16 protein-coding genes are annotated in these 20205 nt (G+C 71.8%); 11 read left to right on the top strand and 5 right to left on the bottom strand.

Translation table 11 applies throughout. The features are described from left to right. The first annotated feature begins 21 nt into the window (after positions 1–21). From ACZ6S6_RS13970 to ACZ6S6_RS13960, 3 genes are all read left to right on the top strand, one after another. Positions 22–984, top strand: coding sequence for an ABC transporter ATP-binding protein (locus ACZ6S6_RS13970; protein ID WP_469705779.1), 963 nt, complete (start codon positions 22–24; stop codon positions 982–984). Between the two features lie 66 nt (positions 985–1050). Further along, entirely contained in the window at positions 1051–1806 is a 756-nt protein-coding gene (locus ACZ6S6_RS13965; protein WP_469705778.1) for an ABC transporter permease, read from the top strand. Next, positions 1803–3791 (top strand): TOMM precursor leader peptide-binding protein, encoded by a 1989-nt coding sequence (locus ACZ6S6_RS13960; RefSeq protein ID WP_469705777.1) that lies wholly within the window; start codon positions 1803–1805, stop codon positions 3789–3791. The genes ACZ6S6_RS13965 and ACZ6S6_RS13960 overlap by 4 nt, the downstream gene beginning before the upstream one ends. Positions 3792–3886: 95 nt before the next feature. Here ACZ6S6_RS13960 and ACZ6S6_RS13955 read toward each other — a convergent pair whose 3' ends face one another. Continuing rightward, positions 3887–4063, bottom strand: coding sequence for a thiazolylpeptide-type bacteriocin (locus ACZ6S6_RS13955; RefSeq protein ID WP_073790073.1), 177 nt, complete (start codon positions 4061–4063; stop codon positions 3887–3889). A gap of 208 nt (positions 4064–4271) precedes the next feature. Here ACZ6S6_RS13955 and ACZ6S6_RS13950 point away from each other — a divergent pair, with 208 nt between their 5' ends. Further along, entirely contained in the window at positions 4272–5597 is a 1326-nt protein-coding gene (locus ACZ6S6_RS13950) for an amidohydrolase (protein ID WP_469705776.1), read from the top strand. A 514-nt stretch (positions 5598–6111) separates the two neighbouring features. Here ACZ6S6_RS13950 and ACZ6S6_RS13945 read toward each other — a convergent pair. Further along, entirely contained in the window at positions 6112–7110 is a 999-nt protein-coding gene (locus ACZ6S6_RS13945; RefSeq protein WP_362955029.1) for a helix-turn-helix transcriptional regulator, read from the bottom strand. A gap of 378 nt (positions 7111–7488) precedes the next feature. Between ACZ6S6_RS13945 and mfd the strand changes: the two genes are divergently transcribed. Further along, positions 7489–11019 carry a transcription-repair coupling factor gene (gene mfd, locus ACZ6S6_RS13940; protein ID WP_362955027.1) on the top strand — a complete coding sequence of 1177 codons (3531 nt, stop codon included), beginning with the start codon at positions 7489–7491 and terminating at the stop codon, positions 11017–11019. Between the two features lie 86 nt (positions 11020–11105). On the opposite strand, the gene ACZ6S6_RS13935 is transcribed toward mfd, so the two are convergent. After that, complete coding sequence (locus ACZ6S6_RS13935; RefSeq protein WP_362955025.1) at positions 11106–11498, bottom strand: ATP-binding protein; 393 nt, start codon at positions 11496–11498, stop codon at positions 11106–11108. Positions 11499–11649: 151 nt separating this feature from the next. On the opposite strand from ACZ6S6_RS13935, the gene ACZ6S6_RS13930 reads away from it, so the two are divergent. From ACZ6S6_RS13930 to ACZ6S6_RS13910, 5 genes are all read left to right on the top strand, one after another. Then, positions 11650–12198 carry a UTRA domain-containing protein gene (locus tag ACZ6S6_RS13930; RefSeq protein WP_362955024.1) on the top strand — a complete coding sequence of 183 codons (549 nt, stop codon included), beginning with the start codon at positions 11650–11652 and terminating at the stop codon, positions 12196–12198. After that, on the top strand, positions 12195–12968 hold the full coding sequence (locus tag ACZ6S6_RS13925) for a GntR family transcriptional regulator (protein ID WP_362955023.1): 774 nt from the start codon (positions 12195–12197) through the stop codon (positions 12966–12968). Before ACZ6S6_RS13930 ends, ACZ6S6_RS13925 begins: the two co-directional genes overlap by 4 nt. Before the next feature lie 154 nt (positions 12969–13122). Further along, positions 13123–13878, top strand: coding sequence for an HNH endonuclease family protein (locus tag ACZ6S6_RS13920; protein WP_362955021.1), 756 nt, complete (start codon positions 13123–13125; stop codon positions 13876–13878). A gap of 142 nt (positions 13879–14020) precedes the next feature. Beyond that, entirely contained in the window at positions 14021–14629 is a 609-nt protein-coding gene (locus ACZ6S6_RS13915; RefSeq protein ID WP_469705775.1) for an ArsR/SmtB family transcription factor, read from the top strand. After that, a complete protein-coding gene (locus ACZ6S6_RS13910) occupies positions 14626–15897 on the top strand; it encodes an MFS transporter (protein WP_362955016.1) in 1272 nt (423 codons plus the stop codon). The genes ACZ6S6_RS13915 and ACZ6S6_RS13910 overlap by 4 nt, the downstream gene beginning before the upstream one ends. Positions 15898–16011: 114 nt before the next feature. Here ACZ6S6_RS13910 and ACZ6S6_RS13905 read toward each other — a convergent pair whose 3' ends face one another. Both ACZ6S6_RS13905 and ACZ6S6_RS13900 read right to left on the bottom strand, forming a co-directional pair. Next, positions 16012–17499, bottom strand: coding sequence for an FG-GAP and VCBS repeat-containing protein (locus tag ACZ6S6_RS13905; RefSeq protein ID WP_469705774.1), 1488 nt, complete (start codon positions 17497–17499; stop codon positions 16012–16014). Between the two features lie 227 nt (positions 17500–17726). After that, positions 17727–18728, bottom strand: coding sequence for a hypothetical protein (locus ACZ6S6_RS13900; protein ID WP_362955012.1), 1002 nt, complete (start codon positions 18726–18728; stop codon positions 17727–17729). 20 nt (positions 18729–18748) lie between these two features. On the opposite strand from ACZ6S6_RS13900, the gene ACZ6S6_RS13895 reads away from it, so the two are divergent. Further along, on the top strand, positions 18749–19966 hold the full coding sequence (locus ACZ6S6_RS13895; RefSeq protein ID WP_469705773.1) for a CapA family protein: 1218 nt from the start codon (positions 18749–18751) through the stop codon (positions 19964–19966). Positions 19967–20205: the final 239 nt, after the last annotated feature.

Raw genomic sequence — 20205 nt, 5'->3', positions numbered from 1 at the left:
GTGGCGGACAAGGAGAAGCCCATGACCCCCACCGCCCCGTCCACCGCCTCCGGAGCCCAGGCCGGCCCGGACCGCGACCACCCGGCCGCCGTCGTCCTCGACGGTGTGCACAAGCGGTACGGCGACACCCGTGCCGTCGACGGGGTGTCGCTCACCGTGCCGTGCGGCGAGTTCTTCGGCCTGCTCGGACCCAACGGGGCGGGCAAGACCACACTCGTGGAGATCATGGAGGGCCAGCGCAGGGCCGACTCCGGGACCGTGACCGTCCTCGGCGGCAGCCCCTGGCCACGCAACGCCGCGCTGCTGCCCCGGCTCGGCGTACAGACCCAGAGCTCGGCGTTCTTCGTCAGGCTCACCGCCCGCGAGCACCTGCGCACGGTGGCGGCGCTGTACCGGACGGACGACGCGGCGGCCGAACGCGCCCTGGCCTCCGTAGGCCTCACCGAACACGGCGACACCCGGGTCGGCGACCTCTCCGGCGGCCGGCGCCAGCGGCTCGCCATCGCCTCCGCACTGGTCCACGAACCGGAACTGATCTTCCTCGACGAGCCGACCGCCGCCCTCGACCCGCAGGCCCGACGCGATCTGTGGCACGTGCTGCGCGAGCTCAAGGGGGCGGGCCGCACCATCATCTACACCACCCACCACCTGGACGAGGCCGAGGCGCTCTGCGACCGCGTCGCCATCATCGTCGACGGTTCCATCGCCGCCCTGGACAGCCCGGCCCGGCTCATCGCCGGCTCGAACCCCACCACCCGGCTGCTGGTCCCGCCGGGCCGGCTGGACGCCGCACGGGCGCGCGAGATCGACGGCGTCGACCGGGTCACCGAGGAACCCGACGCACTCGTCCTGGAGACCCTCGAATCGGGCCGGGTGCTGTCCGCGATCGACCAACTGACCGGTCTCCAGGGCGTGCAGACACGCACGGCGAGTCTTGAGGACGTCTACCTGACGCTCACGGGCGCCACCACGCCCACGCCTTAGCAACGCCTGCTCCCCGTCATGCCGCCCCGTCCCCACCACCCCGCTTTCAGCGATACGGAGACTCCGATGAGCGCATACGCGGCGCTGACCACGGCCGGATACCGGGCCTGCACACGCGACAAGACCACCCTGTTCTTCACGTTCGCCTTCCCGCTCGTCTTCCTGGTGGTCTTCGGCCTGATCTTCCACGGCCAGACGGTCGAGGAGAGCGGCAGGCCCTACATCAACTACATCGCCCCCGGCGTGCTGTCCTGGGGCATCGGGAACGCGGCCGTCTTCAGCGTCGGCTTCACCCTCATGCAGTGGCGGCGCGACGACGTCCTGCGCCTCATCCGGATGACCCCGACCCCGCTCTCCGCCATCCTCGCCTCCCGCTACGTCCTGGCGATCGGCATCGGGGCCGTGCAGGCCGTGCTGTTCATCTCGGTCTCCCTGCTGCCGGTGTTCGGCCTCCAGCCGGCCGGCCGCTGGCCGCTCGTCCTGCCGGTGCTGGTCATCGGCATCACGGCCTTCCTCGCGATAGGGGTCATCGTCGGCAGCAGCGCGAGCACACCGGAGGCGGTCGCCGCCGTGGCCAACTGCCTGATGGTTCCGATGGCGTTCCTGTCGGGCTCGTTCTTCCCGCTGGACTCCATGCCGGCCTGGATGCAGAACCTGTCGTACGTCCTGCCACTGCGCTACCTCAACGACGGGATCTCCGGAGCGCTCACCGGAAACGGCACCACCGGCCACATCGCACTGTCCTGCGCGGTGCTGGCCGGATTCGCCGTCGTCCTGTGCGTGATCGCGGCGAGGACCTTCCGCTGGAGCGACAAGTCATGAACACAGCCACCGCTACCGCCACGGCCGCAGCCACCACCCGCCCGCTGCCCGGGGAGAGCCCACTGGAGTCGGCCCGCACCGGACTTCAGCACGAACTGACCGCCAGACACGGGCGGTTGGCCGCCCCCGGAACGCTCCCCGCACCTCTCGTCGTCCCGTTGGGCGCCGCCGACACCCTCGGGCACGGCCTCCCCGACCCGTACGCGGACAGCCGCCCGGCCGCCAACGTCCAGCTCACCTCGCGGGCCGTGCTCATCGGCCCCTGGGGCGGCGACGGCACCGCGACCGCCTGCGGGCAGTGCCTCGCCATGCGCTGGCAGCGGCTGCGCAGCCGCTCCGAGCGCGAGGCGCTGGAACTCGGCCGCGCACCGCAAGGCGCCACCCACTGGCCGGTGCTCACCGGGTACACCGTCGACGCGGCCTGGGCCGTCTACCGCGCGGTCCTGGGCGGCGGCCACGACACCCCCGAGGCGGCCCCCGCCGACCGGGCCCTGCCCCGCGTCACCCGCATCGACCTGGCGACCCTGGCCACCGCCACCTTCCCCCTGCTACCCGAACCCCTGTGCCCCCACTGCGTCCACGAGGTCCCCGACACCGCGCAGGCGGCCCGGATGACGCTGGGCCCGGCGCCCAAACCCGACCCGGACGGCTACCGGCTGCGCTCCCTCTCCTCCTACGCGCTGCCGACGGCCGCGCTCGCCAACCCGGTGTGCGGCGCCCTCGGCGCCGACACCTGGATCAACCCGACGTCCACCACCACCGCCCCGGTCGCCGGTACGCACTTCGTACGCGGCTACGCCGGACTCAACGACGTGACGTGGAGCGGCCAGGCCAACAGCTACGCCACCAGCCGCGTCCTCGCACACCTGGAGGGCCTGGAGCGGTACGCGGGCACCACGCGCCGGCGCGGCACCTCACCCGTGACCGACAGCTGGACCAACCTCGCGGACCGGGCGCTGAACCCCGCCGACTGCGGCTTCTACGCCCCGGACACCTACGCGAACGACCCGATGGTCTCCCCGTTCGACCCGGACCGGCCCATCCCCTGGGTGTGGGCCCACTCCCTGCGCACGGACCGCCCCGTCCTCGTACCCGCCAGGCTGGCCCACTACAGCGCCGGCGTCGAGGCCGACAACTTCGTCTTCGAGTGCTCCAACGGCTGTGCCACCGGCGGCAGTCCGCAGGAGGCCATCCTGTTCGGCCTCCTCGAACTCATCGAGCGGGACGCCTTCCTCCTCGCCTGGTACGGCCGCACCCCGCTGACCGCGATCGACCTCACCACCTGCCGCTCGGCCGCCGTCCGCAGCATGATCGACCGGGCCGGGCTCCAGGGCTACGACGTCCACGCCTTCGACACCCGCATGGACCTCGACATCCCCGTCGTCACGGCGCTCGCCGTGCGCCGGGACGGCGGCCCGGGAACGCTGTCGTTCGCCGCGGCGGCCGGATTCGACCCGGAGGGGGCCGTTGAGTCGGCCCTGTCCGAAGTGCTCACGTACATCCCGCACCTGCCCTACCAGGTGGCCGAGCGGTACGACGAACTCACCGCGATGTCCGGCGACTTCACCAGGGTGCGTCAGCTGAAGGACCACGCCCAGCTGTACGGCCTGCCCGCGATGTCCCTCCATGCCAGGGAGTACCTGGAGCCCGTCGGAGTACGGTCACTGGAGGAGACCTTCGCCGACTGGCAGGCGCGGCGGCCGCGCACCGGGGACCTGCTGGACGATCTGAACCTGCTGCGGGACGGGCTCACCGCCGCCGGGCACGATGTCATCGCCGTCGACCAGACCACCCCCGAGCAGCGCCGGATGGGTCTGCACACCGTCGCCACGATCGTGCCCGGCCTGCTGCCGCTCGACTTCGGCTGGACGCGGCAGCGGGCGTTGCTGATGCCCCGGCTGCGGACCGCGCTGCGGGCGGCCGGCCGGCGCACGGACGAGCTGCCGGAGACCGGGGTCAAGCGCGTGCCGCACCCTTTCCCGTGACCTCAGGGGCGGCGGGACGGTGCCGGCACGGCATGCGACAGCCCCCTCGCGCGCAGCTCGCGAGGGGGCTCCCGTGCGTACCGGCCGGGCGTGGATCAGGCGCAGCAGGAGGTGGTGCTGGTGGTGCTGGAACAGGTCGACGTCGAGGAGCAGGACGTGGAGCCGGCGAGCACGACCTCCGCGGCGTCCGAGTAGTCCGAGATCTCGAAGGTCTCCGACTCCAGCTCCAGGATCTCGTCGGCGAGGGTGGCGAGCTCGGTCTTGGGGGCCATGGTGTTCTCCTCGGGTTCTCGGGGGCGGACCGGCTGTTCCGGCACCGTTCCCCTGCGCTGATGGCATTCCAGCCCCGGCCGCTGTCAGATCGGCCGCGGTTTCGCTGTCACCCCGCTGGCACCCGGTGACAGCGGAACGCCGTACTCACGCCGCGGGGGCGGCGCAGGCTCGGTACCGAGACCCACCGAACGGAAGAGGCGAGCCCATATGCCAGCCCGTGTGCCGGCCCGTGCGCCAGGCCAGACGCCAGCCCGTGTGCCGGCCCAGGTGCCGGCCAGTGGGCCGCGGACCCCCGCCTCGCCCCGGCCCCCGGCCGTCCCCCGTGAGGTGCTGCGCCCCGCGCTGGAGTTCTGTCTCGACGTGCACGCCCACCCCGAGCTCTCCGGGGCCGAGCGGCGTACCGCGGACCGGTTCGCGTTACGGCTGGAGGCGAGCGGCTGCACCGTCACCCGAGGGGTCGGCGGCGGCCACGGTGTCGTCGGCGTGCTGCGCAACGGCGAGGGCCCCACCGTGATGATCCGCGCCGAGCTCGACGCCCTCCCGGTGACCGAGCGGACCGGCCTGGCCTACGCGAGCACCGTGCCCGGTGTGATGCACGCCTGCGGCCACGACGTCCATCTCGCGGCGGCCGACGGTGCGGTGGCCGAGCTGGCCCGTACGCGCTCCGCGTGGCGCGGCACCGTCCTGGTGGTGGGCCAGCCTGCCGAGGAGACCCTGTGCGGTGCGCGGGCGATGCTGGCGGACGGGCTGTACGAACGGTTCGGCACCCCGGACGCCGTCCTCGCCCAGCACACCTCGCCCGCCCCGGCCGGCACCCTGGCGCACGCGGCGGACCCGCGCACGCCGCTGCTGGCGGCCAGTACGGCGCTGGACGTCACGCTGTACGGCAGGGGCGGTCACGCGGGCACCCCGCACCTCGCCGTCGATCCGGTACTGGCGGCGGCCGCCACCGTCATGCGGCTCCAGTCAGTGGTCTCGCGGGAGACGTCGCCGGCCGAGCACGCGGTGCTGACCGTCGGTTCGATCCATGCCGGCGAACGCGGCAACGTGATCCCGGACACCGCTGAACTCTCGCTGTGCGTAAGGGCGTTGTCCGATCCGGTGCTCCACCGGATGGTGGCGGCCGCGGAGCGGATCGTGCGGGCCGAGTGCGCCGCGTCCGGCTGTGTGCGGGAACCCGGCCTCACCGTCACCTCGCGGTCGCCCGCGCTGCTGCCGGACCCCGCCGCCACCGCCGCCGTACGCGGGGCGCACGAGGCCCTGTTCGGGCCGGACCGGGTCACGGACTGTGGGCCCCTCACGGCCACCGAGGACTTCGCGTGGTTCGGTGAACAGGGGGTGGCGACGGTGTACTGGATGCTCGGTGTCACCGGGGCCGGGCCGTGGCGCGCGGCCAGAGCCGGAGGACCGCCCGTACCGGCCAACCACGCACCGGAGTTCGCCCCCGACCTCCGTACCGCGCTGCCGACCGGGATCACGGCGATGGCGGCGGCGGCCCGGCAGATCCTGGACGGCGAGGGGGACGGCCGGTGACGAGCGGGGCCGGTCGGGATCACGGCACGGACCCGGCCCACGGCCATGTCCCCGCGGACGCCCCCGCCCACGTGCCCGTCCGTCTCCGCGGCCACGTCCCCGGACCTGCCCCCGGCCACGTCCCCGTTGACGCCCCCGGCCAGGGCTCTGCCCATGTCGACCTGGTGGCCGTGCGCGTCGACCGCACCGCCCCGGCCGGCGGGACCACCGTCCTGCGCCTGCTGAGCCTGCTGCCGCCCCACTGGGACTGCGCACCGCGTTCGGTGGCATCGGACCGGATCATGCTGCGGATCGCCCCGGGGCCGTCGGCGGACCGGGGCACGGTCCGCCGCACGGTACGCGGAGTCCTGGCCGACCGGGCGTTGGCGGGCTGGGCGGTGGGGGAGCCGGGCGGAGGGGGACTGGGCGGAGGAGGGCCGGGCGCGCGGTGCGCGGGAGCGGTGACGGCCGTCGCGCGGCACCGCCATGACCGCCCCGCGCGGGGCCGGAGCCGGTCACCGGCTGCCCTCCCGTGTCACACCCACCCGCGCTCCCGCGCCAGCAGCGCCGCCTGGGCCCGGCTCGTGGCGCCGAGCATCTGGATCAGCTCGGCGACATGACGCCGGTACGTCCGTACCGAGACGCCCAGCTCACGGGCGCCCGCCTCGTCCTTGCCCACGGTGCACATCGACACGAGCACCCGCCGCTCCGCCCCGGACAGAGCCGCGTCCGCCGGCCCGCCGCCCTCGTCATCGGCGTGTGCGAGGTCCACGCACTGGTCCCAGATCTTCTCGAAGAGCGCGACGATGTTGGAGACCAGGCCGCTGCGATGGGCGAGCAGCACGCCGCGCGAGGGGTCGCGCGGGTCCAGCGGGACGAGGGCGGTCCGGCGGTCGTACACGAGCAGCCGTTCGGTGGTGTCGGAAGTGACCCGGATCGCGGCGCCGTGCGCGGCCAGCTCCCGCAGACGGGCGGCCGTCGCCGGATCCTCCAGTGCGGTCCGCGCGACGACGGACCGGATGCGTACGCCGCGGCGCAGACATCGCAGATCCATGGGGCGGGAGCGGGCGATGCTCTCGGGGGAGAGCCTGGTGTACGGCTCCACGGAGAGGATCTCGTCCCGCGCGAAGAACGCGAGGTCGTCGATCCGGTCACGTATCCGGTCCACCCCCTCCAGCTGTTCGATGCCCACCGGCGGGGGTCTTCGGCCACCCTGCTCCGCGCGTAGACCATCAATGAGGTGGCGCGATCGGGTGACCCGCTGCAGCTCCTGGTGGAGGATATTCAGCCGCAGGTCGACCAGCCGGGCCAGCGCGATGTCCGGGTCTGCCGGGAAGATCCCCGGATCAGTGCTCTCGGGGTGGAGCAGCCCGAGCTCCCGGAGCCGGGCGACGCAGGCGCGTAACGCCTGTGGGTCGGTGTGCAGCAGCAGGTGCAGGCCGTCGGTACCGGCGCCGGGGTTGCGCAGGAAGTGCCGGTAGACGTCCTCCTCGGCCTCCGAGACCCCGAGTACGGACATCTCGTTCTTGCCCACGTATACCCCCACTGCCTGGTCTGTGTGCAGCCGAAATTTCGGGTATTGCCGTTGAATAGGTGCAGGTCGACGATGCCGTCCGCCGCTGCCTGGGCAACGGCTCACGGGCTCGGTAGCGTACCCGCTGCCATGTGCGCCGCGTCAGTGATCGTGCCCGTCCGCGGGTGGCGTATTCCCGCCGTGCGGCCCCGCCCGTTCCCGATCGCGGGAGCGGCTGTCCGACCGGAGTCGTACGCTGGACACCACCCGGCCCGCCCGGGGGGTGCTTTCCGGATCAGGCCGGAAACCGCCCTCCAAACACGTGTCGGGCCCTTCGCGTTGCCCCTGTCAGCAGCCGGCTGCCAGATCTCGCCCTCATTACCCGGACGGAAGCCCTTCATGAGCCTGCACGGTCTGCTGGATGTCGTCGTACGTGACCCGGCACTGTCCGAAGCGGTGAAGGCCGCCGGGGACGGCCACCGGATGCACATCGACCTGGTGGGCCCGCCCGCCGCCCGGCCCTTCGCCGTGGCGGCGCTGGCCAGGGACGCCGGGCGGACCGTGCTCGCCGTCACCGCGACCGGACGCGAGGCCGAGGACCTGGCGGCGGCGCTGCGCACGCTGCTGCCGCCGGACACGGTCGCGGAGTTCCCGTCCTGGGAGACGCTGCCGCACGAGCGGCTCTCGCCCCGCTCCGACACCGTGGGCCGCCGGCTGGCCGTGCTGCGCCGCCTCGCGCACCCGAGGCAGGACGACCCGGAGACCGGGCCGGTCTCCGTCGTCGTCGCGCCGGTGCGCTCCGTGCTCCAGCCGCAGGTCAAAGGGCTCGGCGACCTGGAACCCGTGGCGCTGCGGATCGGGCAGAGCGCCGATCTGGGCGAGACGGTCGAGGCGCTCGCGGCTGCCGCGTACTCCCGGGTCGAGCTGGTCGAGAAGCGCGGTGAGTTCGCGGTGCGCGGCGGCATCCTGGACGTCTTCCCGCCAACCGAGGAGCACCCCCTTCGGGTGGAGTTCTGGGGCGACGACGTCGAGGAGATCCGCTACTTCAAGGTCGCCGACCAGCGCTCGCTGGAGATCGCCGCCCACGGGCTGTGGGCGGCGCCCTGCCGCGAGCTGCTGCTGACCGACGAGGTCCGTGAGCGGGCCGCCGCGCTCGCCGAACAACACCCCGAGCTGGGCGAACTGCTCGACAAGATCGCCGAGGGCATCGCGGTGGAGGGCATGGAGTCCCTCGCACCGGTCCTCGTCGACGACATGGAACTGCTGATCGACGTACTGCCCCGGGGCTCGATGGCCGTGGTCTGCGACCCGGAGCGGGTCCGGACCCGGGCCGCCGACCTGGTCGCCACCAGCCAGGAGTTCCTGGAGGCGTCGTGGGCGGCCACCGCGGGCGGCGGCGTGGCCCCGATCGATGTCGGCGCGGCCTCGCTGCGGGGCATCGCGGACGTCCGCGACCGGGCCCGCGAGCTGGAGATGATGTGGTGGTCGGTCTCCCCGTTCGCCGCCGACGAGGACCTTGACGATGACACCCTCAAGCTCCGGATGCACGCCCCGGAGGCGTACCGGGGCGACACCGCCCGCGCGCTCGCCGACACCAAGGGCTGGCTGGCCGACGGCTGGCGCACGGTGTACGTCACCGAGGGCCAGGGCCTCGCCTCGCGCACCGTCGAGGTGCTGGGCGGCGAGGGCATCCCGGCCCGCCTCGACCAGGACCTGGCGGACATCTCGCCGTCCCTGGTCCACGTCTCCTGCGGCGCCATCGACCACGGCTTCGTCGACGCGGAACTCAAGCTCGCCGTCCTGACCGAGACGGACCTGACCGGCCAGCGCACCGCCATCAAGGACCTGGGCCGGATGCCGGCCCGCCGCCGCAAGACCATCGACCCGCTGACACTGGAGACGGGCGACTACATCGTCCACGAGCAGCACGGCGTGGGCCGCTACATCGAGATGGTGCAGCGCACGGTGCAGGGCGCCACCCGCGAGTACCTCCTCGTCGAGTACGCCCCCGCCAAGCGCGGCCAGCCCGGCGACCGGCTCTACATCCCGACCGACCAGCTGGAGCAGGTCACCAAGTACGTCGGCGGCGAGGCACCCACCCTGCACCGGCTCGGCGGCGCCGACTGGACCAAGACGAAGGCGCGCGCCAAGAAGGCCGTCAAGGAGATCGCCGGCGACCTGATCAAGCTCTACGCGGCCCGGATGGCGGCCCCCGGCCATGTCTTCGGCCCGGACACCCCCTGGCAGCGCGAACTGGAGGACGCCTTCCCGCACGCGGAGACGCCCGACCAGCTCACCACCATCGCCGAGGTCAAGGAGGACATGGAGAAGTCCGTCCCCATGGACCGGCTGATCTGCGGCGACGTCGGCTACGGCAAGACGGAGATCGCGGTCCGGGCGGCCTTCAAGGCGGTCCAGGACGGCAAGCAGGTCGCCGTCCTCGTCCCCACGACCCTCCTGGTCCAGCAGCACTTCGGCACGTTCTCCGAGCGGTACGCCCAGTTCCCCGTCAACGTGCGGGCGCTGAGCCGCTTCCAGTCCGAGTCCGACTCCAAGGCGACCCTCGAAGGGCTGCGCGAGGGCTCCGTCGACCTGGTCATCGGCACCCACCGCCTCTTCTCCTCCGAGACGCGGTTCAAGGACCTGGGCCTGGTCATCGTCGACGAGGAACAGCGCTTCGGCGTCGAGCACAAGGAGCAGCTGAAGAAGCTCCGCGCCAACGTGGACGTCCTCACCATGTCCGCGACGCCCATCCCCCGTACGCTCGAAATGGCCGTGACCGGCATCCGCGAGATGTCGACGATCACCACCCCGCCCGAGGAGCGCCACCCGGTCCTCACCTTCGTCGGCCCGTACGAGGAGAAGCAGATCGGCGCGGCCATCCGCCGTGAACTGCTCCGCGAGGGCCAGGCGTTCTACATCCACAACCGCGTCGAGTCGATCGACCGCGCCGCCGCCCGGCTGCGGGAGATCGTCCCGGAGGCGCGGATCGCCACCGCGCACGGCCAGATGTCCGAACAGGCCCTGGAACAGGTGGTGGTGGACTTCTGGGAGAAGAGGTTCGACGTCCTGGTCTCCACGACGATCGTCGAGTCCGGCATCGACATCTCCAACGCCAACACCCTGATCGTGGAGCGCGGCGACAACTTCGGCCTCTCCCAGCTCCACCAGCTGCGCGGCCGCGTCGGCCGTGGCCGCGACCGCGGTTACGCCTACTTCCTCTACCCGCCGGAGAAGCCGCTCACCGAGACGGCCCACGAGCGCCTCGCCACGATCGCCCAGCACACCGAGATGGGCGCGGGCATGTACGTGGCCATGAAGGACCTGGAGATCCGCGGCGCGGGCAACCTCCTGGGCGGCGAACAGTCCGGCCACATCGCGGGCGTCGGCTTCGACCTGTACATCCGCATGGTCGGCGAGGCGGTCGCCGGCTACCGGGCGTCCCTCGAAGGCGGCGTGGAGGAGGAACCGCCGCTGGACGTCAAGATCGAGCTCCCGGTCGACGCGCACATCCCGCACGACTACGCCCCCGGCGAGCGGCTCCGCCTCCAGGCGTACCGCTCCATGGCCTCGGCCAACTCGGAGGAGGACATCAGGGCGGTCCGCGAGGAGCTCACCGACCGCTACGGCAAGCTCCCGGAACCGGTGGAGAACCTCCTCCTGGTGGCCGGCCTGCGCATGCTGGCCCGCGCCTGCGGCGTCGGAGACATCGTCCTCCAGGGCCCGAACATCCGCTTCGCCCCGGTGGAGCTGCGCGAGTCCCAGGAACTCCGCCTGAAGCGCCTCTACCCCAAGACGGTCATCAAGCCGGCCCTCCACCAGATCCTGGTCCCGCGCCCCACGGCCGGCCGGATCGGCGGCAAGCCGGTGGTGGGCCGCGAACTCCTGGCGTGGACTGGGGAGTTCCTCACCACGATCCTGGGGTCGTAGCGACGGGGGCGGGGCCGCCGCGCCGCAGGCCCGTAGCCCGTACCGGCCCCGCCGGGCATCCGGCGGGGCCGGTGCCGTGCCCGGGGTCAGGGCGCGGCAGGTTTTTCGAACGTCAGCCACACGGTCTTGCCGACGACGTGGTGGTCGACGCCGAACTCCGCGGCGAGTTCACCTACGAGGAACAAGCCGCGTCCCGAACAACTGTCCTCTTCCGGCTGCCGGGCCACAGGTAGGCCGCTGCCGCTGTCTCTTACTTCGAGGCGTACGAGTTCCTCCGTCGTGCGCAGGAGGACGGCGAACTCCCGCCCTGGCGGCACGCCGTGGAGCACGGCGTTGGTCGCCAGCTCCGAGACGCAGAGCCGTATGTCGTCGATCAGGGGCGTGAGCCGCCACTCCGTGAGAACACTGACGACGAAGTCGCGTGAGGCACCGACGGAAGTGCGCCGTCGGGGGAAACGCCGTTGATGCGACAGAGACACGGTGGTTCACCGCCTTGCTCGTGGGTCGTAACGCGTTCACCGTACTGCTATTCGCGAAAGGCGGCAAGGTATCCTTTGGGGGAGTCCGGCCGCGTCGCCTACCGTGTGCTTCGGTGGGGGCCGCCGGGCATTGACGGTGAAGGAGAAGGCCATGGGTGAAGGCGAGCGGGCCGGCACGTCCGCCCGGTACCTGACGCCGCCCGTTCAGGGCGGGGGCGATGCCTGGGGAGCCGAGGCGGCGGCCGCCGGGCGACGCGGTACGCAGCGGATCGTGCGGGCCGGAGAGGTGATCGCCCCCGACCGGGTGGCCGATCTGCTCCGGCTGGAGCGGGGACGGCACGTGGTCGAGCGCCGGCGGATCATGTATCTCGACGGTGAGGCGTGCGAGTTGACCGACACCTACTATCCGGTGGAGATCGCCCGGGGTACGGGCCTGGCCGGCACGGGAAAGATCCGGGGAGGGGCCGTCCGGCTGCTGGCCGATCTGGGCTACGCCGGTGTCCGGGCGCAGGAGTGCGTGGTGGCCCGTATGCCGTCCGGTAGTGAGCGGGCGGCTCTGTCCCTGGCGGCGAGCGAGCCGGTGCTCGAACTGACGCGGCTCACACTGGACGGGGACGACCGGCCCATTCAGGCCGACGTGATGGTGATGCCGCCGCGAGGCCAGGAACTGCGGTACGAGATCAGGATCGGACGACTGTGACCGGACCGGACGCGGAAGCTGCGGACCGCCGCTCCCTGCACGAGCGGATCGCGGCGGACCTGCGGGACGAGATCATGTCCGGGGACCTGGCGCCGGGAGCCAGCCTGCCGTCCACCGTGCACCTCAAGGAGCGCTTCGACGTCTCGAACGCGACCGTGCAGAAAGCCCTGCACCTACTCAAGGAAGAAGGGCTGGTGATCGGCAGGGCGGGTGCCGCCGTCACGGTCCGGGACCACCGGCAGCGCACCGTTCGCCCGGCCTCGTACATGACCCCGGCACCCTCGGGGGAGCCGTACCGCTGGCTGACGGAGGCCGCGAAGAACGGCTCCCGCGCTCGCATCTCACTTCTCGAAGTCGCTGAGACCGAGCCGCCTGCGGATGTCGCCGAGGCGCTGCGGCTTCCCGCTTCCGGCACCGCGCTCCTGCGGCGCCAACTCCTCCTGATGGACGACGAGCCGGTCGAACTGGTCGCGTCCTACTACCCGCTGACGATCGTCCGCGGCACGGCGATGACGGAACGCCGAAAGATTCCGGGCGGCACGCCGACCCTCCTCGCGGAGCTGGGGCACCCGCCACGTCTGAGCGTCGACCGGGTCTCCGCACGTGTCCCCACCCAGGACCAGTACCAGGCGCTGAGGCTTCCCGGCTCCCTGCCGGTGCTGCGTACCCTGCGCGTCGTGTACAGCGACGACGAGCGTCCGATCGAGGCGACCGTCATGGTCAAGGCCGGCCATCTGTACGAGCTGCAGTACGAGTTCACGGCCGAGTGAGCCCGGCCGGGCCGTGTGATCCGGGACGCATCCGCGGCGGACATCGGTCATCGATGCGTCCGAACGGGGCAGACGTCCGTAGGATTCCCGGGTTGGTTCGGCTTTCTCCCCGTCAGGACGGCTCCGAGTGATATCTCCCCGCGCTTATCGAGTGATGGTGCCCGCCCTCGGCATGGCCGCCGTGCTGGCCCTGGCCGGCTGTGACCCCGAGAAGATCACGTCCGGTGCCGAGTCCCCGGGCACCGGCTCGAACGGCGGCGGCGGGTCGGTCACCGGCTTCGGTGCCAGCCCGCTCGACAACGCCGACGGCACGAAGCCGGGGCTGGCACCGCTCACCTCCGACGCGGACCGGGCGGCGGCCCGGAAGGTCATCGGGAAGGTGGCCACCAAGGGACGCGGCCCCAAGACCGGGTACGCGCGGGACAAGTTCGGGTATGCGTGGAAGGACACCGTCGACGGCATACCGCTCTCGCGCAACGGGTGCGACACCCGCAACGACCTGCTGGCCCGGGACGGCAAGAAGGTCGAGCTGCGGTCGGGGTCCGACTGTGTGGTCGTCGCCATGACGCTCAAGGACCCGTACACCGGCTCGACCATAGAGTGGCGCAAGCAGCAGGCCACCAAGGTCCAGATCGACCACGTCATGCCGCTGTCGTACGACTGGCAGATGGGCGCCGCCCGCTGGAACGAGGCGAAGCGGCAGCAGATCGCCAACGACCCGCTCAACCTGCTCCCGGTGGACGGCCCGGCCAACAACGCCAAGCGGGACTCGGGCCCCGCGTCCTGGCTGCCGCCGTACAAGCCGGTCCGGTGCTCGTACGCGCTGCGGTTCGCCCAGGTGTCGCTGAAGTACCAGCTCCCGGTCACGACGGCGGACAAGAAGGTCATGCTGGAGCTGTGCGGCGGCTGACCGCGCGGCCGAACCCGCCCGGCGCTTCGTACCCGTCCGGGCGGGTCCGCACTTTTCGTCCAGGGGGAGGGGAGGTCCTGAACTGACCGCGCGCAGATGTGAGAGTTGACTCTCACGAATCGTGAGAGGATGCTCTCACGTCATGACCTCCCATAACCCCCTGGGTGATATCGAGATCACCGATCCGCAGGCGATGCGCGCGTTGGCGCATCCCGTGCGGCTGGCGATCCTCGACCACCTCCACCGGCACGGGCCCGCGACCGCGACGGAACTCGCGCCCGACGTGGGAGCGACGCCGTCGGTGACCAGCTGGCATCTGCGCCACCTGGCGGGCTTCGGGCTGGTCCGCGACAGTGAGCCGGGCCCGGACCGGCGCCGGCGGCGCTGGGAGGCCGTGGCGCGCGGTTTCCGGTTCGAGGCACCGCAGGACCCGGCCGACGAAGAGGGCCGGGCGGCCGCGCGGGTGCTGTCGCAGCAGATGTTCCTGCGCTATGCGGACGTCCCCGCCCGGTGGGCCGCCGAGGTCGAGCCCGAACTCGATCCGGCGTGGCGCGGGGCGGCCGGACTGGCCGACACCCGCGTCGTCGTCTCCGCCGAGGAACTGGCCGCCATCGAGGACGGGATCGAGCGCGTTCTCGCGCCGTACGTGACTCGCGACGCGGCCGAGCGGCCCACGGACAGCCGCGGCGTCCGGCTGATGCGCTACGTCCTGCCGGAAGCCGCCGAGGAGCAGACCGGGCCGACGCCGTGAACAGCCCGGACGGGACCGCCGCGATATCGCTGTGGCGGGATCGACGGTTCCGCCGCTTCTGGGCCGGTCAGTCGGCCTCGCAGTTCGGCGACAGGATCACCGAACTGGCCCTGCCCCTGATCGCCATCAGCACCCTGAACGCCTCGGCCAACCAGGTGGCGTGGCTGACCGCGCTGATCTGGACCCCGAATCTGCTCGCGATCCTGCTGGGGGCATGGGTCGACCACCGGAGCGACAAACGCCGCCTGATGATCCTTGCCGACCTGGTGCGCGCCGCGGTGCTGCTCAGTGTCCCGGCGGCCTACCTGCTGGGGGCGGTGACGCTCGGGCAGCTGTACGCGGTGGCGCTGCTGACGGGCACGGCCGGGGTGCTGTTCAACACCGCCTATCCGCCGTTCTTCGTACGACTCGTTCCGCGCGCTTCCTATGTCGACGCGAACAGCAAGCTCAGCGCCGGCCGGTCGGTGTCATACGTCGCCGGCCCGGCCATCGGCGGCGTTCTGGTGCAGGCGCTCACCGCACCCGTCACCCTTGTCCTGGACGCCCTGAGCTTCCTGGTGTCAGCGGTCCTGGTCGGGCGGGTGTCGGTCGACGAACCGCCTGCGGTCCCCGGTAGTACTGCGGCGTTCTCGCTGTGGCGGCGCGCCCGGGAGGGAATGTCGTTCGTCGTCCGTCACCCGGTGCTGCGGGCGGCCCTCGGATGCGCGGCGACCGTCAACTTCTTCACCTTTGTCGCGGGCAGCGGGCTGATCGTCCTGTTCGCCAACCGGAGCCTCGGACTGTCGGCGGGCGCGATCGGCATCGCGTTCGGGATCGGTGCGACCGGCTCCCTCCTCGGCGCGGTGTCCGCCCCGAAGATCTCGCGACGCTTCGGCGTGGGCCGCAGCATCGTCGTCGGCGCGGTGCTGTTCCCGGCACCGATCGCCCTTGCCGCCGCCGCGGGCGGCCCGCTCTGGCTCCGTGCCGGAGCCCTGGCGGCCGCCGAGTTCCTGTCCGGCTTCGGCGTCATGCTGTTCGACGTCAACCTCAACTCCCTCCAGGCCGCGGTGATCCCCGACGGCATGCGCAGTCGCGTCGCCGGCGCGTACAGCACGATCAACTACGGCGTACGCCCCGTCGGCGCCGTCGTCGGCGGGCTGCTCGCCACCTTCGTGGGCCTGCGGGCGACCCTTCTCGTCGGCGCTGTCGGCGGAGCCCTGTCACTGCTCTGGCTGCTGCCCTCGCCGATTCCCCGTACCCGCTCGCTGACGCGGCCCGACCCGGCCTGACCCCGGCCCGGGGCGGCAGGAGACGGTGGTGTGCCTCCACCGGCGGCGCGGCATCAACGCGACGGCGGGTACGAATGTGCCGCCGCCGGCCGCCGGCTGGCGACCCGCTGCCCGTCAGCCGATGCCCGGCCCGTTGTCGTTGGACAGGTTCAGACCGAACCGGGCCCCCGGCACGAGGGCGCCCAGGTCGACCGGGTTGAACGCGAAGGCGCCCGTCGTGGTCAGGCCGGCGGCGGCGCCGCGCAGCGACCACACCGCACCGCCGTCCGCGACCGCGTCGAGGTCCTCGTCGGGGGCGCCGGCCGCCAGTTCCGCCTTGCCGTCGCCGGTGACGTCGAGCAGCCGGACCGAGCCGCCGAAGTGGTCACCGCTCTCCGCCACCCCGGGCATGCCGGTCGTGTCCTGGTGGAACGACTTCGCGCCGGTGCCGCTCAGACCGCCCGCGCCGCCCTTCAGCAGCACCACCGCGCCCGCTCCCTTGACCGATTTCAGGGCCTCGAAGGGCACCCCCACGGCCAGGTCGGCGTACCCGTCGCCGTTCACGTCACCCGCCCCGAGACGGGCGCCGAACTGGTCGCCCTTCTCGCTCACTCCTGGCACGCCCGTGGTGTCCTGGGTGATCGTCCTGGTCCGGGTGGTGCTCGGCCCGGACGCGGAACCGTAGAAGATCTTGACGGTCCCGGGGTCCGTGGGCAGGTCCTCCGTGATGCCGTTCGGAATCACCCGGGTGGCGAGGTCGTCCTTGCCGTCCTTGTCGAAGTCACCGACCGCTGTGGCCGCGGCGCCGGGGAGCGGGGTGGACTTCGTGGACAGGCCCTTCGGGGTGCCCAGCCACAGCTTGCCGCCCTCGGCGTGGTTCTCGTACTCGTAGAACGTGCACAGGTCGTCGATGCCGTCGCCGTTGAAGTCCCCGGCCGCGGTGTTCGACATGGAGTTGTCCGTATTGAACATGTTGATCGACTGCTCGCGGGCGGGCGCCCCGGCCCGGGTGAACGGCCCGTAGAGCACGCTGCGGAAATCCCCGTCGTCGCCGTGAAGCATCATCAGGTCCGTCGTCCCGTCGCCGTCGAAGTCACCGGCGGTGAGGTTGTCCCCCACCTGGGTGTCACTGAAAGCCGGTATACGGACCGCGCCCTGCCCGGTGATGCCGCCGGTGCGGCCCCACAGCACGATGACGGAGCCGTTGATGGCGGAGCCTTCGAACAAGAACGATTCATGGGTGACCAGGGCGAGGTCGGTCAGCCCGTCGTGGTCGAGGTCCTCGGCGAACATCCGGTAGCCGAAACCGTGATCGTCACCGGGCACCCCCGGCACGCCCGGGGTGTTCTGATCGATGACCGTGGTCTTCGCTGTCGTCAGGCCCTTGGCGGAGCCGTAGCTGACGGTGATGTAACCGGCCCAGGAATGGCCGGCCACCTTGGCGGCGGGGGCGGCGACGGCGAGGTCCTGATAGCCGTCCCCGTTGAAGTCCTCGCGCACGGTGGTGGCTGCGGTACCTCCGGCCGTACCCGCGGACGTGCCGCCGGGAGCTGCGACGGCCGTGCCGCCCGACAAGGCCGTGGCAGCACAGACGGCTATGGCCAGCGTGGTGCGAATGCTCACAGAATTCTCCTCGGTCGCGTACGCGGAGCCAGTGGCGTACGAGGTGTGAGAGCTCGCATAGGAGACACCCGCGACGCGTGGAAGGTTGCCCCGTGAACGGAAGGTGAACTCGACGGGCGGGAACGGGAGTCGGGGCCGGGGCCGGTCACCGTGCGTAGGCGCGGGGGCGGCCGGGGCCGTCCCCGCACCTACGCACGGTGACCCAGCCCTGATCCAGACGGAAGACCCTAGCGCTCCACCCGCGCGGGAGTACCGCTCTGCGCGGTGTGGTCCGCCGCCGCCTCCCTGATCGCCGCCTCCCTGATCGCCGACACCGCGTCGGCGGTCCGGCGCGGCGACGCCCGGACCTTGCGGCTGAATTCCACGTGCAGGAAGGGGAGTTCGGCGTCGGCCGCGTCCCGTCCCTGGACGTTCGTACGGCCCTCCAGGGAGCAGCGGCGTATCCAGACCCGGCAGACCTCGAAGCCCTCCTGCCGCAGTGCCGCCGACAGGCCCTCGCCCCAGGCGCGGCCGTGGTCGCCCTTCCCGGTGGAGACGATCACGTCGTAGTCCGGTTCGGTGGAGTCGGCGTAGCCGTGGAGCTGGATGCCGGGCAGCCGGTGGGTGACCAGTTCGGCGCAGACCGCGTGGAAGACGGTGTCCCGGCGGTGGGCGACATCCGCCGCACCGTCTTCGCCCGCCCTGCGGTTCGCGCCCGCCAGGACCATGACCCCGCCCGGCGTGGCCCGCCAGGCGCCCACGCCCAGCTTCTCGCTGTCGGCGTCGGCGACCGGGTGCGGGACCTGGACGGACCAGGTCGCGGTGGGGCGGGACAGGTCGATGTACACGCGTCCCCAGCCACGGGTGGATTCCCGGGCCCGGTCGGCGATCTCGGCGAAGGGCCGGCCGGTGGCCGTGTCCGTGAACGTGGCCACCCCGAAGTCGACCTCGGCGAGGCGCCGTGCGGCGTCCTTGTGGCGGCCGTCGAGGTAGAGGCCGACGCCGTCGGCGACGGTGCGGCGGTCCAGGTCCGTCGGCGGGTGGAAGCCGCTGCGGCGGATCGTCTCCCGGGTGTAGTCGTCGATCCGGGCCGCGAGGTCGACGCCGTCCCGGGGGCGGGCACGCTGCGGCCGGTCCCCGTCGGAACCCCCTCCTCCGGAGGGGGTGACGAGCACCACAACAGCCGCTACGACGGCTGTGACCAGCAATGTTGCAGAGATCGCCGAGTTTTTGGCCCATTTGCTCGTCATATTCAAGTAAAAATACATGGGTGACCCGACGTCCTTATGCTCCCTTCACCTCTCGCGCCGCCCTGGTGGGGCTCCTCGCGCTGGCTCTCACCGGCTGCTCCCTCCTGGGCGGTGACGCCGATTCCGGCGCGAGCGGTCCGGCCAAGGGCGGAGGGCCGTCGTTCACCGTCGCCGCGGCCGGTGACATCCTGATCCACCCGCCGCTGATCGAGCAGGCCCGCAAGGACGCGAAGGCCGAGGGGCAGCAGGGGCTGGACTTCTACCGGCTCATGGCCGGGGTACAGCCCGTCATCTCCCGCGCCGACCTGGCGATCTGCCACTTCGAGCCGGTGGTGGGCAAGCCGAACGGACCGTTCCGCAGCTTCCCGGACTTCCTGGTGCCGCCGCAGATCACCACCGCGGTGAAGAAGATCGGCTACGACACCTGCTCGACCGCGTCGAACCACACGCTCGACCACGGCCGGGCCGGAGTGAAGCGCACCCTCGACGCCCTCGACGAGGCCGGGCTGAAGCACACCGGCTCGGCGCGCAGCAAGGCCGAGGCCGACAAGCCGCTGATCATGGACGTCAAGGGCGTCAAGGTGGCGCAACTCTCGTACGCCTTCGGCTTCAACGGGCGCGAGGTCCCGACGGCCACGCCCTGGGTCGTCAACCAGAACGACTTCGCCCGGATCAAGGAAGCCGAGAAGGGGGCCCGCGCGGCCGGCGCCGAAGTGGTCATCCTGAGCATCCACTGGGGGCGCGAGCACCACCCCGAGCCCAGTTCGGGGCAGATCAAGCTGGCGCGCAGGATCGCCCGGGAGACCGGCATCAACCTGGTGATCGGCCATCACGCCCATGTCGTGCAGCCGATGGAGAAGGTCAACGGGACCTGGATCGCGTACGGGATGGGCAATCAGGTCGCCCGGCACGAGGTGCCGTCCGGACTGACCGAGGAAGGCATCATCGGCTGGTTCGAGTTCCGCAAGCGCGGCGGGTCGTGGGACGTGCAGGCGCGGTACGTGCCCACGCTCGTCTCCATTCCGCCCACCGAGACGGACGCGGCGAAGACGGTGCCGGCCGACGCGGTGCAGGACCACCGGCTCATCGATGTGGCCGCGGCACTGCGCGACGACAAGAAGCTGACGCCCGAGGAACGGGCCCGCTACCGGCTGGCGTTCGAACGCACCCAGGGCACGATGCTCAACCGCGGGGCCGCGCAGGACGGCCTGAAACCGCTGGAAAGCCTGCCCGGCTGACCGCGGGCGGGGGCGGGCCGTCAACGCGGTCCGGGACGGCGTCGGTGATGGCGGTCGCTGAGAGGCATCGGTGCTGTCGGCCGGGTGAATACGGGATGTCGCCCGGGTTCATCTGGCCATCCCCGTGGCCTGATTCGAGTGGTCTGCATCACAACTGCTTTTTCCACTACAACCGTTCGGAATACGAACGAGTCATGATCTTCCGTGTAGACGTTCGATTCCTCGGGCATGTCGACGCG

This window comes from Streptomyces sp. NPDC048671 (assembly GCF_055587045.1).
Note: the sequence above shows the minus strand (reverse complement) of the source record. Positions and strands in the feature narration are given on the sequence as shown.